Raw genomic sequence first — 14,579 nt, 5'->3', positions numbered from 1 at the left:
AATGAACTGCACGAATTGCAACGGGCCGCTGATTAACACCTATGTGTGTCCCAACTGCGGGCAGGTGGATGAGCTTGCGAAAAAGATCATCTACGCCTCCAACTGGCATTACAACCAGGGGCTTGCAAAGACGAAAGTCAGAGATCTGACCGGAGCCACCAACTCCCTTTTAATGAGTTTAAAATATAATAAGCGAAATACCCAGGCACGGAATCTCCTTGGACTGATCTACTATCAGATCGGCGAGATTGTCAACGCTCTGGGGGAATGGGTAATCAGCGTTCATTTTCAGCCGGAGGACAATATTGCCAATACATACATTAAAGCAATTCAGGACAATCCGGGAAAACTCCAGTTTGCCAACCGTATTATACAGAAGTATAATATGGCTCTGGAATTTCTTGAACAGGGAAATATGGATATGGCCATTATAGAACTGAAGAAGGCTATAAACTTAAATCCCAACTACATCCGCGCTTATCAGCTCATGGGGCTTTTGTATTTTAAGACAAAGCAGTACGCGCCTGCCAGAAAGATTCTTGTCCGTTCATTAAAGATTGACAGAAATAATATTACCAGTCTGCGGTATATTAAGGAGATCGACGCTGTGGCGGGAGACCGTGCGCGGGCTAGAACACGGAAGCGGGATGGTTTTACCCAGATCAATGACCCTAATCCGGTAGTTGTCGAGGAGAAAACCGATAATAAATATACAGATTTTAATACAGGATTGCTGTCTATTGTCAATGTGATCATCGGTGTTGTCATTGGTGCTGCGGTTGTATGGCTGTTGCTGGTGCCATCGGTGCGCCGCAACCTTGCCCTGGAATATAACCAGGCAGTTGTGGAGTACGGCAGTCTGATTTCGGAAAATAATAATCTTATTGCCTCTTATGAAAAAGAGAATGCGGATCTTACGGCTCAGAATCAGGCCCTGCAGGATCAGCTTGACTCGGCGGACGCCTCACAGACGGCTGACAGCAGTGAGGAAAATCTTTTCCGGGCGATCCAGGCATATATCGGCGGTGAGGAAAGCTACGGCGAAGCCGGCGAATATCTGGCGGATGTGGATGAGGACAGCCTTCCCAACGATTACGCCAGGGATATATATACGACAATTTATGAGGCCACCCGGTCGGCGGCTGAGACTCAGCTTGCCCAGGATGGGTTAAATGCTTACCAGAATGGTCAGTATATGGACGCTATTGACTATTATCAGAAAGTACTCCGGCTTAACAGTGAGAATTTGGATGCTCTCTACTATATCGGCGCCAGTTATCAGAATCTTGCGGATCTTGATAATGCCATGAATTACTATGAGCAGTTGATCAATAATTATCCCACCAGCAGCCAGGCGGCCAGTGCCCAGGCGGCAGTGGATGAGATTCAGCAGGCGGCTGGACAGACCGGGGAGACATAATTTATAACGGATAAGGAAACCTGCAAAAAAGATACCAAAGCATAGGCGTATTTTTTGCAGGTTTTTTGCGTTTATAAGTCATAATGGAGGTCATTAAAGATGGATGCATGTTATAAAATTGTTCGTAAAAATCTTATCCTTTCCATTGGTCCTGAACTGGATCACCACGAGGCTAATAAACTCCGGCAGATTAGCGACGAACAGCTCCGCCGAAGCAGGGCCAGGAATATTATTCTTGATTTTTCCGTGACAGACTTTATGGACAGTGCCGGAGTCGGGATGATCATTGGCCGGTATAAAGAGGCGAATCTGCGAGGCGGGAGAGTATGCGTGGTCAACGCCGGGCGCCCGATACGGAAACTTATGGAGATATCAGGGTTGTACAAGCTGGTCTATGAGTATGACAGCCTGGACGAGGCGTTGGATAATTTGTAAAGGAGGATGAAAAATGAGTACATTAAATAACGGCGGCCGCGGCGTTCACGGTGTCCTTCCGGCAAATCAGGTTTCTATGGTATTTGACAGTTGTTGGGAAAACGAGGGCTTTGCCCGCATGGCGGTCGCCGCCTTTATTATGAATATGGACCCTACTGTGGACGAGCTGGCGGATGTAAAAACTGCGGTGTCGGAGGCTGTGACCAACTGTGTGATCCACGGTTATAATGGAGGACCAGGAAAAATCTATATGAATTGCCGAAGGGAAGACCATGTGATTACTGTGGAAGTCATTGACCATGGGATCGGTATTGAAGATATTGAGAAAGCCATGGAGCCTTTATACACAACACGGCCGGAGTTGGAGCGATCCGGAATGGGATTTGCCTTTATGGAGGCTTTCATGGATAATCTGAGCGTGGAATCTACGCCGGGAAAAGGGACGCGGATTGTTATGGAAAAGATTATTGGCCGGGAAGCCGCCATGGAAGAAGCTTTATAGGTGACGGCCTATGGATCGGGTCATCGAACTGTTAAGACGGGCACAGCAGGGAGATAAATCAGCCAGAGATGCATTAGTGGAAGAAAACGTAGGGCTTGTGTGGAGTATTGTGAGACGGTTTGCCGGGAGGGGCTATGAACCGGAGGATCTGTTTCAAATCGGAACTATCGGCCTGATAAAAGCGATAGACTATTTTAACCGGGAATACGATGTGAAGTTTTCTACTTACGCCGTACCTATGATCACCGGAGAGATCAAACGTTTTCTGAGGGATGACGGAATGATTAAAGTCAGCCGGACGATTAAGGATCACGGTGTTTTGGTTAAAAAATGTATTCAGACAATGACAAAGTCCATGGGGAGAGAGCCGACACCAGCCCAAATCGCCGAGGAGACCGGGCTGTCCATAGAGGATGTGGTGGCGGCCGTGGAAGCGGGAGCCCAGGTGGAATCCCTTCACAAAGTTATTTATCAGGGGGACGGCAGCAGTATTGAGTTGATGGACAAGCTGGAAGATACACGGGATGAAAATGAACATATCCTTAACCGCTTTTTTGTTCGGGATATGTTGTCAGACCTGAGTGAGAATGAACAGAAAATTATAATATGGAGATATTATGAGCAGAAAACCCAGACACAGATTGCCAGGGCATTGGGGATTTCCCAGGTACAGGTTTCCCGCATGGAAAAAAAGATACTCCAGGGAATGCGCAGGAAATTTTCGTGACAGTTTAGAACGTGGCGGTGGCTGAGCTGCCGCAAATTTTCTGAATAGGTTTTTCTTCCGGGGAAATACTAAATTTAATGGATGATAACTGATCTGGAAAGGGATGAACCTAAAAGTTTTGCAGGAAAATAAAGATATGATCATTGTGTACCTGAATCCGGAAACAAGTGTTTCCTGCCCGAAAAAGAGTGTGTCCGTGGGGGATGTGACAGAAGTCTACTGTAAAAATAAAAGTATACGAAAAAAAATCCAGTCCCTACCGCTGATGCGTATGGATGATACGGACCATAAAAAATATGTGATCTCAACGATGACCTTGATTGCCTGTATTGACGCCAGCCTGAACATGCCGGTGGTGATCCAGAATATTGGCGCCAGCGAAATCGTTGTAACGGCGTCACCGAAAAAAAGCAAGAAACTTATCGTTTTTGGTAAAGTGGCGCTGGTGATGCTGATTACATTTTTCGGGAGTATTTTTGCCATTATGACTTACAACGAAGATGTGGATGTTACTGGCGTCTTTGACAAAGTATACTGGGTGATTACCGGGGCCCAGCGGACAGGTCCGGGACTTTTAGAAGTTTTTTACGGCATCGGCGTGGCTTCGGGAATCATCATTTTCTTTAATCATTTTGGCAGAAAAAAACTGACCAAGGAACCGACGCCTATGGAGATCGAGATGGAAAAATATGAGACAGATATTACAAACACTGTTGTTAAAGAGGCTTCCCGGACAAAGCAGGTGATGGACATAACAAAGGAGTAGCGGATCGGATGGTTTTTTTTGATGCTGTATGGCAGATGTTGTTTGGGCTATGTGCCGGAATGGTGGTGGCAGCCGGTCTTTTTACCTTTATTTCCACTCTTGGAATTGTGACACGTTTGGCTCAGATCACGCGGACGGCAAACTGGCTTCACTGGTATGAAAACGGATTTATTGCCGGAGGAATACTTGGAAATCTTTTGTGGATTTTTTCAGTTCCTCTGGTGACAGGAGCTGTGGGACTGATAGTGTCCGGACTGTTTTTTGGCATATTTACCGGGTGCTTTATCGGGGCTATAGCTGAGATCCTCAACGCCTTTCCAATTTTTATGCACCGGGTGGGATTAAAAACAGGTATCGCGGCCATTATCGCTGCTCTGGCGGCCGGAAAATTTATCGGTGTTTGGTTTTATTATTTTTAAACGTGGTGGAAAAAAACAGAGGTTTTTGCTATACTAACTAATAGGGAAACGTCATAATGATTTTTATTATGACGTTTTCTGCGCTGATTTTTGCTGCGCAAAACGCAGCTCTTCTCTTGCAAAAATCGCGCGCATTCCCCGAAGGACTTATAGCAAAAAGAAAGAAGATCAGTATGCTGACGATAAGTACGATTAAAGAGAATTGTTTCGCTTCCTCCTATTCCAAAGGGAGGGAGCTGTTTTTAGAAAAAAAATATAAGGACGTCGAGATATCAGGCGGCCAGGATGAAGATGGGGAACCTTTCCAGATGATCCAGGGACAGGTGAAAGGTCATTCCAGCCACTGGTATACTACAGAAGTATATATGGATGAGGACGATGATATTAAGGATTACTACTGTACGTGTCCGGCCTACGCCGCTTACTATGGGATGTGCAAACATTGCGTGGCTCTGGCCCTGGAATACCGGGATATGGAGAGGGAGAATAAGGGTTCTGTGTATCCGGTAAATTCCTGGGAAAAAGATACAAGCGCTGTCCTTAATACATTAATGGACCGGTTCAGTCATCAGGGAAAGGGCTATATTTTTGATCAGTATCATGAGCAGATCCGCTTTGAGCCGGAGTTTTCGTGGACTTACAGCGGCTCCCTGTCTGTGGAGTTTAAGATCGGCTATAAAAAGATGTATGTGGTCAAAAATATCGCCTCTGTTTTATATGCCCTGGACACAGTGTCTAATTTCGCCTACGGAAAAAATTTAAGCTTTATCCACGACCGGACTGTATTTACCCAGGAGGCCCTGGAGTGGCTGGACATTGTCCGGGATATTTTAAGAGTGAACCATCACATGGACACCTTTGAAAATTATGCCCAGCCCTACTATAACAATACTCTGCGATCCATTGACCTGGGAAGCTACGGCATCCAGAGGTGTATGGACGTGTTTCTTGGCAAAGAGATGGAAATATCCGGCAAGGTGTACCGTGTTATTGATAAAGATCCGCCTCTGGAACTTTATATCCGCAACGACCAGGATATGGGGGCCACAGTGTCCATGGAGCCGGTGAAAGGGTTCCTGGGCAGCCGATGGGCGTATGTAGTCCTGGGAGACTATATTTATCAGTGTAGCGAAGGTTTCCGTGAAAATGTCAAGCCTCTTATGGAAGGGATGATGGCTTTTCAGACAGGGCGCACATACCAGGTCCGTCCCCTCTATTTAAGCCGGAAAGATTACCGGGCATTTGCCAAACATATGCTGCCGGCGCTGGAAGATTATGTCCATGTGGCTGTTGAAAATATTGATTTTGAGTCCTGTCTGTCCCAGATCCAGATGCGCGTATTTCTGACCATGGCAGATGACGCCCTGTGGCGCATTGAATTAAAAGCCCAGGTGGAAACCCAGGGTAAGATTTATGATTTTTTTGGTGACAAGGGGATGGACGTCCGGGATCCTGGGGAAGAGTTTGAATTAGAACAGATCATCAGGCGGTATTTTGTCTGTGGACCGGATAAAGTCTGGCACTGCCAGGATGAGACAAGTGTTCTCGGACTGATCCAGGAGGGGATTTCCCGGATGCAGCAGCTCGCACAGGTTTATGTAGACGATAAGATCCGGGGAATTACACTGCGGTCTTCTCCCAAAATAACAGTGGGTGTCCGTTTAAAAAGCGGTCTGCTGGAGCTGGATATTCATAGTGATCTTATGGCGCCTGATGAGATTGCTCAGGTTTTATCCGCCTACAAAAAAAAGAAAAAATATTTCCGGCTGAAAAACGGGGATATTCTCCAGCTTGACGAGGAGCATTTCGGCTTTTTGTCCGAGCTTTCAGAGGGACTTATGCTGGATAAAAAGGCTTTGTCACAAGAACAGATTTCTGTGCCAGCCTTCCGCGCCTCTTTTATTAACGAGACGATCAGGAATAATCCGGGGGATACGGCAGTTCACCGGGACAGCCACTTTCGGAAGATGGTCCGGGAAATGCGGGAATATTCTGACAGTGATTTTGACGTTCCTGACAATGTTTGTGCAAACCTGAGAAAATATCAGGAGGACGGCTTTCGCTGGCTCTGTACTTTGTCTGCCTATGGCCTGGGCGGCGTTCTGGCCGATGATATGGGACTGGGAAAAACATTGCAGATGCTGGCATTTATTGCCTACAAGAAAGTAAAAACTCTGATCGTATGTCCGGCATCCCTTGTGTACAACTGGGAGAGCGAAGCGGGACGATTTACGCCGGATCTGAGAGTGATGGCTGTGTCGGGAACTGCCTCTGTCCGGGAAAAGATTTTTTCGCAGGCCAGGGATGCGGATCTTGTAATCACATCCTACGATCTTTTAAAGCGGGAAGTTGAGGAATATGAAAAGCTGACTTTTGACTGCATCGTCGTTGACGAGGCTCAATATATTAAAAATCCGGGAACTCTGGCGGCCCGCAGCGTAAAGGCCATCCCGGCGCCCTTTAGATTTGCCCTGACTGGCACGCCCATTGAAAACCGTCTCAGCGACCTGTGGAGTATTTTTGATTTTATTATGCCAGGATATTTATATTCCTATCAGAAATTTCGGAAGGAGATGGAACATCCCATTGTGTCCGGCGGGGATGAAAAAGTTATGGGGCGGCTGAAAGCTATGGTTTCTCCATTTATTTTAAGACGGAGAAAGCAAGACGTTCTTAAAGATCTTCCCGACAAGTTGGAAAAAACAGTTTACATAAAGATGACTGAGGCCCAGGAACAGGTCTATCGTGCCATGGCCAGCCGTCTGGCCATGGAGCTGTCTGCCTCCAGCGATCAGGATTTTAATTCCGATCAGATACGTTTCCTGGCGGAGCTTACCCGGCTGCGCCAGATCTGCTGCGCCCCGGATCTGTGCCTGGACGGGTATACCGGCGGTTCGGGAAAGATGGACGCATGCCTGGAACTCATTGACAACGCCATTGCCGGTGGGCATCGCCTACTTGTCTTTTCCCAGTTTACCCAAATGCTGGAAAAGCTTATCGACGTCTACAAGGATCGGGGGGAGTATCTGTATCTTTCTGGAAAATCCACGAAAGAGCAGCGCCGGCACATGGTTGACCAGTTTCAGCGGGGGGATATCCCTGTGTTTTTCATTTCCCTGAAGGCGGGGGGCACGGGACTGAATCTTACCGGGGCGGACGTGGTGATTCACTACGATCCCTGGTGGAACGTGGCCGCCCAGGACCAGGCTACAGACCGTACTCACCGCATCGGTCAGAAAAATGTTGTGACGGTTATGAAGCTGGTAGCCAAGGGGACTATTGAGGAGAAAATCATTCGCCTCCAGGAGGAGAAGGCGAAACTGGCTAAAGATATTATTGAGGGCGGCCAGGTGCAGGAGCATCGCGTCAGCCGGGAGGAACTGCTGGAGCTGTTGAAAGAGTAAAAATGCATACTTTCCCGATTCAGAGACATACTGTGTTTATGATGGGGGCGTCTTTGACACCTGCGTCATAAAATACAGTATTGCGGGGAAAGGAGCAGATTATGGATGCGAAAAAATATAATGCCTATGTTGAGCAGATAACGCCTAAGCACAGTTGTGCTATGAATACATGGAAGGCCTTTGTCTGCGGTGGATTGATCTGTACAGCCGGTCAGGGGCTGACAGATCTTTTTCTTTATACGGGGATGGATCAGGCCATGGCGTCAGCCTACACGACGCTCTGCCTTATCGCTGCCAGCGTAATCTTAACAGGTTTTAATCTGGTGGTGCCCATTGTGAAAGTGGCGGGGGCGGGGTATCTGGTGCCGATCACCGGCTTTGCCAATTCTGTGGCGGCCTGCGCCATTGAGTATAAGCAGGAAGGTTATGTTTTTGGCGTCGGATGTAAAATATTTAATATTGCCGGGCCGGTAATCCTTTACGGCATTGTCACTTCCTCCTTTTTCGGCGCTTTGTATTTCATTCTTATGGAAATCCACATCGTTTAAAGGAGAAAAAGAACAATGAAAAAAATGGGAAGGGCAACGATGGTCTTTGATCATCCGCCGTTAATCTTAGACAGCGCAAGTATTGTGGGACCGAAAGAAGGGGAAGGGCCTCTTGGAAAATATTTTGATCAGGTGTGGGAAGATCCTATGCTTGGGAAAAAGACATGGGAGGAGGCGGAAAGTGAACTTCAGACGAAAGCCGCCCAGGCTGTTTTGGAAAAGGCTGGGATACCATCGGCAAAAATTGATTATCTGTTTGCCGGTGATCTGCTGGGACAGATTATTGCCACCAGTTTCGGACTTGCGTCATTTCACCGGCCCATCTTTGGCCTTTACGGTGCCTGTTCCACCATGGGGGAGGCGCTGATCCTTTCAGCCATGTGCCTGGATGGCGGCTTTGCGTCCAAAGTTTTAGCTGTCACGTCCAGTCATTTTGCCAGTGCCGAGAGGCAGTTTCGCTTTCCACTGGAATATGGAAATCAGAGGCCCCTGTCAGCCACTTGGACAGTAACCGGCAGTGGCGCGTTTATTGTGTCCAGGGCGGGAAGTCTGGCCAAAGATAAAGGAGGGAGTGTTTCTGGTGTTAAATGGGAGAATGGATGTCCGAGGATAACTATGGCTACGCCGGGAAAGATTGTGGATATGGGAGTGAAGGATTCTATGAATATGGGGGCGTGTATGGCTCCCGCGGCCTGCGACACTATAGAGACTCATTTTCGAGATACCCATACAAAACCTGAGGACTATGATGCGGTGATCACAGGAGATCTTGGATATGTGGGTCATGAGATTCTTGTGGAGTTAATGGGGAAAAAGGGATATGATATGGGGAAGGTGCATTTGGACTGTGGCATTGAGATTTTTGATAAAGACCGCCAGGATACCCATTCCGGGGGAAGCGGCTGCGGCTGCAGCGCCGTTGTCCTGTCCGCCATGATCCTGCCGAGACTCATGGATGGAACATGGGAAAAAGTCCTCTTTGTCCCTACAGGAGCCTTGCTGTCATCCATAAGCTTTAACGAGGGGAAAAGTGTCCCAGGGATCGCCCACGCCGTTGTGCTGGAGCAGGGGCAGATGCGCAAAGGAGCCGCGGTTTTTCATCTCTGAAAATACCGCGGCCCCCCTTTAAGGCCGGCGCAACATCAGGCATTTTGGAATTAGTCGAACATGGCGCTCATCTGTCCCACCTGGACAGAGTTGGACATGGCGGCCACATTGTTAATAAAAATGACGTCGCTGACGTTGTTTTCGGTGACAAGCTGGTAAATGCTATTATTGTATTTTGGATAGTTTTTAAAATACCGGTAATCCACAATATAAATATGTTCATAGTGATCCACCAGGAACGGAATAAAGGCGTTTCCGAAAGATTCTTTAATGACAACGCAGGAAGAACCGTCGGAGAGGGTGGGATTATCAATCTGAGCGTACATCTGGTCGGCTGCTGCGAAAGTGCTGTATTTTGCGCCGGTGTCATAGCCGGACACGTCATTGACAATGCGCCATTGGATTGTCTGGAGATTTTCATCAATGAAAAACATGTCGTTGGTGCTTTGAGGAATATAGGCAATGACCGTATCCGGATTGTCTTTTAACGCCTGGACCTGATTGCTGCTGGCGTAGTATGTGCCTACAAAATTAGGGTATTCCACTTTCTGGAAATCTGTCAGAGGCGTGGGAATCAGTCCTTTGGCCTTGCAAAATTCTTCATAGGTGTAGTAAGCGCCCAGGGCAGTCCAGTGATGGTCTGTGCGGAAGTAGATGTACTCGCTGTTATGGTTGATGAGCGTATCATAGACTTTTACGGTCTGGACTTTACTGTTTAAATTGTTAATGTTGTCAAAAACGTAGTTAATAGCGTCATTCTGGTTGCTGGAGTTGATTTGTTCCTGAACCTTTTCATCCAGACAGATGCCAACGCTTGTGGGAACAAGGATATCATAGACATTGGCAACGCCGTCCAGCCGTTTCTGGGCCTTGTCGATCATGGTAATGTATTCATTGGCCGCCTCCAGGTTAAAGTAATAAATGCCGAAGGCTGTATCCCCGGTGACATATACATCTCCGGAGGCTTCCGGGACGTCGTGGATAGCGCCGTCTTCAAAGGTTTCACTTTCACCAGTCTCGGTGTCGGAAGTTTGTTCCTGTGAAGTTTCATTGCTCCCTGACGGACTTTGGGACTCGCTGTCAGATGCAGGTTGAGAATCACTCTCGCTCTCAGGAGTGACCATTATGCCGCCGGTGGGAATCTCATCCCCGGACTGGCCGGAATTGTGGACGATTTGTTCCCCCTGGATGCCGTAGAGATTTTTTACTGCGGAATTGGCATTTAACAGAGCTTCCCGAAATGGGAAAGTGTCGGAATACCATGTGGAGACGCCAGTGAGGAAATCTCCATTGAGAAAAGAAGACAGGGTGAATTTTGGAAATGTGGTCAGTGTTCTCTTTTCTATAGTGGATGTTTTTGGCCTGAGGGGCAGGATCAGACCAATGATGGCAATGATAAAAAAGACAGTGAAAAACACTTGCTTTTTTAAATATAAATAAGTTTTATGGATTTTTTTTCGCTTTTTTGGCGGCTGTATTTTTCTCATTCTAAATCACCATCTTTCCATAATTAGAATTGGAAGTAGAGGAACGGGTTATAGCTGTTGCCGACCAGCGCCATGGTTGATAAGATCAGCAGGGCGACCGGAAGGATAATCTCATAGGCATAAATCGGATAAGGGATTGCGCTGCGGTTTTTAAACCACTGGATGATCCTTTTCCGGATATTTTTAAAGAGCGGAGTCACGGCAATAATGGCAAATATGAGAAAGAATACATTGTTTTTAAACATAAGACTGGTCTGCATATCTGAAAAACCGTTGCCGTTGAAACCAAACATGCCTTTTAAAACTGTGCCTAGGCCGGACAGATCTTCAAATTTGAAAATGATCCAGCCAAAATAGATGACAACCAGGGCGTAAATATGGCTGACAAATTTGGGGAGTTTTTTAAAGCGTTCCAGGAGGACATTTTTTTCCAACACAAGGAAGATAAAGAAATAAAGTCCCCACAAAATATAGTTCCAGCTTGCACCGTGCCACATACCTGTTAAAAACCATACAACAAACAGGTTGATTATCGTGCGTCTGGGCCCTTTCCGGTTGCCGCCGAGAGGAATATAGACATAATCTCTGAAAAATGTACTCAGAGAAATGTGCCATCTTCGCCAGAAATCGGTAATGGAACTGGCCACGTATGGATAGTTAAAGTTTTCCTTATAATGAAATCCGATCATAAGACCCATGCCGATGGCCATGTCTGAATAGGCGGAGAAATCCAGATAGATCTGGAGCATAAAACACAGCACGCCAAGCCACAGCCCCATGGCGGAGACGTTGGACAGGGCACTGAGATCATCAATCACCAGAAAGGTATCCGCGATAGTGGCGCAGCCGTTGGCAAGGATGGCCTTTTTGGCCAGACCGATGCAAAAGCGCTTGATCCCCCGGTCCACTTCGTTGATTTTTATGACGCGGTGGGAGATATCGTGGGCCACATCCTGGTAACGGACAATAGGGCCGGCGATACATTGGTGGAAAAGACTGGCATATAAAAGCAGGAGCCAGAACTTTTGCTGAGGTTCCACTTCTTTGCGGTAAACGTCGATCACGTAGGATAAAAGCTGGAAGGTATAAAAGGATATACCAATAGGAAGAACAATCTGTGGTACCACTTCCGGAAATCCGGTGATGGCCTGGAGACTTCCCAGAACAAACCCGGTATATTTGAATATACCAAGCAGCCCCAGTTCAAGCACGCAGGTGAGGATTATTAACTTTTTTCGGTGATCATAGTAGCGGTCGATGGCCAGAGCCATGATCCAGCTTATAAAGGTCATGCCTACCAGCAGGATCAGATATTTAGGTCCTCCCCAGGCATAAAAGATCAGTGAGAAAATGAGCATGATCACATTTCTCGTTGTGATTTTATGGGCTCTTGAGTAAATAAAAAGATTGAGAGCCAGAAAAAGATAAATAAAAAGCAGACTGGAAAAAACCATAATGCCCTCCTATGTAAAATTGTTGTAGGTTACATATCACTTATAATCCAGTGCCAGGATTTGTGCGTGTGTTTTTTTGCATAACTCGATACGCCAGCAAACGGCTCTTTCCTAATCATATAATGATTTGTTGTTAGTTTCAATAGAAAGATTAAGTAATTTATTGCTGGAAATTCGGTCATTCTTTGCTGTATATATAGTAAAAATGCATATTATCTTGAAAAGCTGACACAAAACATATAGTATTATTTATAGTAATAATTCAGTTGTTCAGGAATGAATCAGGCTGGACTGTTACTTATTTTATGAATAGGGGCGTCTGTAAAATGAATATTTCAGGACGATTTTAAGGGGGAGACAATGTTATGAGCAAAATTAGGAAAAATAATGGGGGATCTATGGATATGACTACGGGGAATCCATATAAACTCATTTTCGTCTTTTCAATCCCGCTGCTCATCGGGAATATTTTACAGCAATTTTATAATATGGTGGACAGTATTGTTGTGGGAAATATCGTGGGAGCCAAGGCTTTGGCCGCTGTTGGGACCGGTTTCCCGGTAATATTTATGCTCAGTTCACTGTTTATGGGAATCGGCAATGGAGCGACGGTTATGGTGTCCCAGTTTTTCGGCGCTAAAGATTTTAAAAATCTCCAACGTACGGTTACGACGATCTACAAGGCCATGCTCATCGCCATTGTCCCGCTGTCTGTCGTGGGAATTATTATTAGCCGGCCTTTGCTTACACTTATGCAGGTGCCTGACGATGGGACTCTGGATATGGCTGTGACCTATATGATTGTTATATTTGTGGGGCTGATTGGTTCCATGGGCTATAATATTAATGCGGGTATACTGCAGGGGCTGGGAGATAGCCGCACATCTCTGATCTTTCTGGCGGTGGCCACAGTAATCAATGTGGTTTTAGACGTGTCATTTACCGCTGTAATACGGATGGGAGTTTTTGGCGTGGCCCTGGCGACGATTATTGCCCAGTTGTGTTCCTGGCTGTTTGGTATTTTCTATATACAAAGAAAGTACTCTATTATAAAAATTAATTTTCGCCATCTGGAATTTGACCGGGATCTGTTCCGTCAGGCTCTAAGACTTGGCGTTCCTTCGGGAATACAGCAGATGTGTTTTTCTATTGGTATTATGGTCATGCAGGCCCTTGTCAATGGTTATGGTTCCATATTTATGGCAGGATTTAACGGAGCCAATAAAATTGACTCTTTTGCTTTTATGCCAGTTCAAAGTTACTCTATAGCGGTGACCACATATACCGGACAAAATATTGGCGCAAAACTCTTTGACCGGGTAAAAAAGGGAACGAATGCCGCCCTGGTATTAGCCGTGGTCACATGTATTATTATCGGAGGAATACTTTATCCATTCAGTAGTCAGCTAATGCGCATGTTCTCCTCGGATCCGGGAGTTTTAGAATCCGGAGTATGGTATCTTCATAGTGTACTGCCATTTTACATACTTCTCGGCGCCAGTTTTATTTACAGCAGTACATTAAAAGGCGCCGGAGAAATGATGATCCCATTGATTTCTTCAATTATAGGATTGTGGGTTGTCCGTGTCCCAGCAGCATATCTGTTGGCCCATTTCTTAGGAAAGGAGTATATATATTTTTCTTATGCCATCGGATGGTTATTTGGATTTATCATTCCATATGTCGCCTATCGGCGGGGGAAATGGAAGGACAAGGGTGTGATTCGTTAAATTAAATATAAAACTCCGTCAGCATCTTTTGGTATGGTAGGCTGGCGGAGTTTTTTATTCTTCATAAATATAAATAAAGTAAGATGCCCATTGCTTGCATTGGGGGATTTGTCTAAATCATCCCTATGAGTGAATAATTACTAATGCTGCCGCAGCTCTGATTGTTCGTTTGGTGGAGGTTTCTGCTTTGCAGTCTGATTTAAAGCAGTTATCCATCTTCTTACAAGCAAGTCCGACGAATCTGTGTATCTGCTTCAAACCGACTGTGAATCGTAACACATAGGAAAAAAACAAAAAAATTGTAAAAAAGGTATTGACATATATGAAATTAGATGATAATATATGGAAGCTGTCTGCGAGAGCAGAACAGGGAAAAGGTCTTCTGAAAAAGAAGATGAAAAAAATAGAAAAAAGTACTTGACAGATATTAAAAAGTATGATAAGCTATTAAAGCTGCTTGAGAGAGCAGTTGTGAAAAAACAACAGAACATTGATAATTAAACAATAAAACAATCCCGAAAATTCACAAAGATTTCGATGAGCGTTTTGAACGATCGTCGAAATGCCCGAAACTCTGAAC

General features: G+C 45.9%; 13 protein-coding genes. 11 read left to right on the top strand and 2 right to left on the bottom strand.

The window, feature by feature from the left end; translation table 11 throughout:
• Position 1: 1 nt before the first annotated feature.
• The 9 genes from HNP82_RS16550 (at position 2) to spoVAD (ending at position 9,328) form a co-directional block, all read left to right on the top strand.
• A complete protein-coding gene (locus HNP82_RS16550; protein ID WP_183776506.1) occupies positions 2-1,420 on the top strand; it encodes a tetratricopeptide repeat protein in 1,419 nt (472 codons plus the stop codon).
• A 99-nt stretch (positions 1,421-1,519) separates the two neighbouring features.
• A complete protein-coding gene (locus HNP82_RS16545; RefSeq protein ID WP_183776505.1) occupies positions 1,520-1,855 on the top strand; it encodes an STAS domain-containing protein in 336 nt (111 codons plus the stop codon).
• A 13-nt stretch (positions 1,856-1,868) separates the two neighbouring features.
• Positions 1,869-2,357 carry an anti-sigma F factor gene (gene spoIIAB / locus HNP82_RS16540; RefSeq protein WP_183776504.1) on the top strand — a complete coding sequence of 163 codons (489 nt, stop codon included), beginning with the start codon at positions 1,869-1,871 and terminating at the stop codon, positions 2,355-2,357.
• Between the two features lie 10 nt (positions 2,358-2,367).
• On the top strand, positions 2,368-3,084 hold the full coding sequence (locus HNP82_RS16535) for a SigF/SigG family RNA polymerase sporulation sigma factor (protein WP_183776503.1): 717 nt from the start codon (positions 2,368-2,370) through the stop codon (positions 3,082-3,084).
• A gap of 136 nt (positions 3,085-3,220) precedes the next feature.
• Positions 3,221-3,850: a stage V sporulation protein AA gene (locus HNP82_RS16530; RefSeq protein ID WP_183776501.1), complete on the top strand. Its 630-nt coding sequence runs from the start codon at positions 3,221-3,223 to the stop codon at positions 3,848-3,850.
• 8 nt (positions 3,851-3,858) lie between these two features.
• Positions 3,859-4,269 carry a stage V sporulation protein AB gene (locus tag HNP82_RS16525; protein WP_183776500.1) on the top strand — a complete coding sequence of 137 codons (411 nt, stop codon included), beginning with the start codon at positions 3,859-3,861 and terminating at the stop codon, positions 4,267-4,269.
• A 173-nt stretch (positions 4,270-4,442) separates the two neighbouring features.
• Positions 4,443-7,673 carry a DEAD/DEAH box helicase gene (locus HNP82_RS16520; RefSeq protein WP_183776499.1) on the top strand — a complete coding sequence of 1,077 codons (3,231 nt, stop codon included), beginning with the start codon at positions 4,443-4,445 and terminating at the stop codon, positions 7,671-7,673.
• Between the two features lie 101 nt (positions 7,674-7,774).
• Positions 7,775-8,221, top strand: coding sequence for a SpoVA/SpoVAEb family sporulation membrane protein (locus HNP82_RS16515; RefSeq protein ID WP_183776498.1), 447 nt, complete (start codon positions 7,775-7,777; stop codon positions 8,219-8,221).
• A gap of 15 nt (positions 8,222-8,236) precedes the next feature.
• Positions 8,237-9,328, top strand: a complete 1,092-nt coding sequence (gene spoVAD, locus HNP82_RS16510) for a stage V sporulation protein AD (RefSeq protein WP_183776497.1) — start codon at positions 8,237-8,239, stop codon at positions 9,326-9,328.
• Between the two features lie 50 nt (positions 9,329-9,378).
• Here spoVAD and HNP82_RS16505 read toward each other — a convergent pair whose 3' ends face one another.
• Positions 9,379-10,815, bottom strand: a complete 1,437-nt coding sequence (locus HNP82_RS16505; protein WP_183776496.1) for a DHHW family protein — start codon at positions 10,813-10,815, stop codon at positions 9,379-9,381.
• Between the two features lie 23 nt (positions 10,816-10,838).
• Complete coding sequence (locus HNP82_RS16500; protein ID WP_183776494.1) at positions 10,839-12,269, bottom strand: MBOAT family O-acyltransferase; 1,431 nt, start codon at positions 12,267-12,269, stop codon at positions 10,839-10,841.
• 365 nt (positions 12,270-12,634) lie between these two features.
• On the opposite strand from HNP82_RS16500, the gene HNP82_RS16495 reads away from it, so the two are divergent.
• Positions 12,635-13,999, top strand: coding sequence for an MATE family efflux transporter (locus HNP82_RS16495; protein ID WP_183776492.1), 1,365 nt, complete (start codon positions 12,635-12,637; stop codon positions 13,997-13,999).
• A gap of 342 nt (positions 14,000-14,341) precedes the next feature.
• Complete coding sequence (locus tag HNP82_RS16490) at positions 14,342-14,500, top strand: hypothetical protein (protein WP_183776490.1); 159 nt, start codon at positions 14,342-14,344, stop codon at positions 14,498-14,500.
• The last annotated feature ends 79 nt before the right edge of the window (positions 14,501-14,579 follow it).

This window comes from Catenibacillus scindens (assembly GCF_014202115.1).
Taxonomy (GTDB): domain Bacteria; phylum Bacillota; class Clostridia; order Lachnospirales; family Lachnospiraceae; genus Catenibacillus; species Catenibacillus scindens.
The sequence above is the reverse complement of the archived record's forward strand: the minus strand, read 5'-3'. Positions and strand labels throughout refer to the sequence as shown.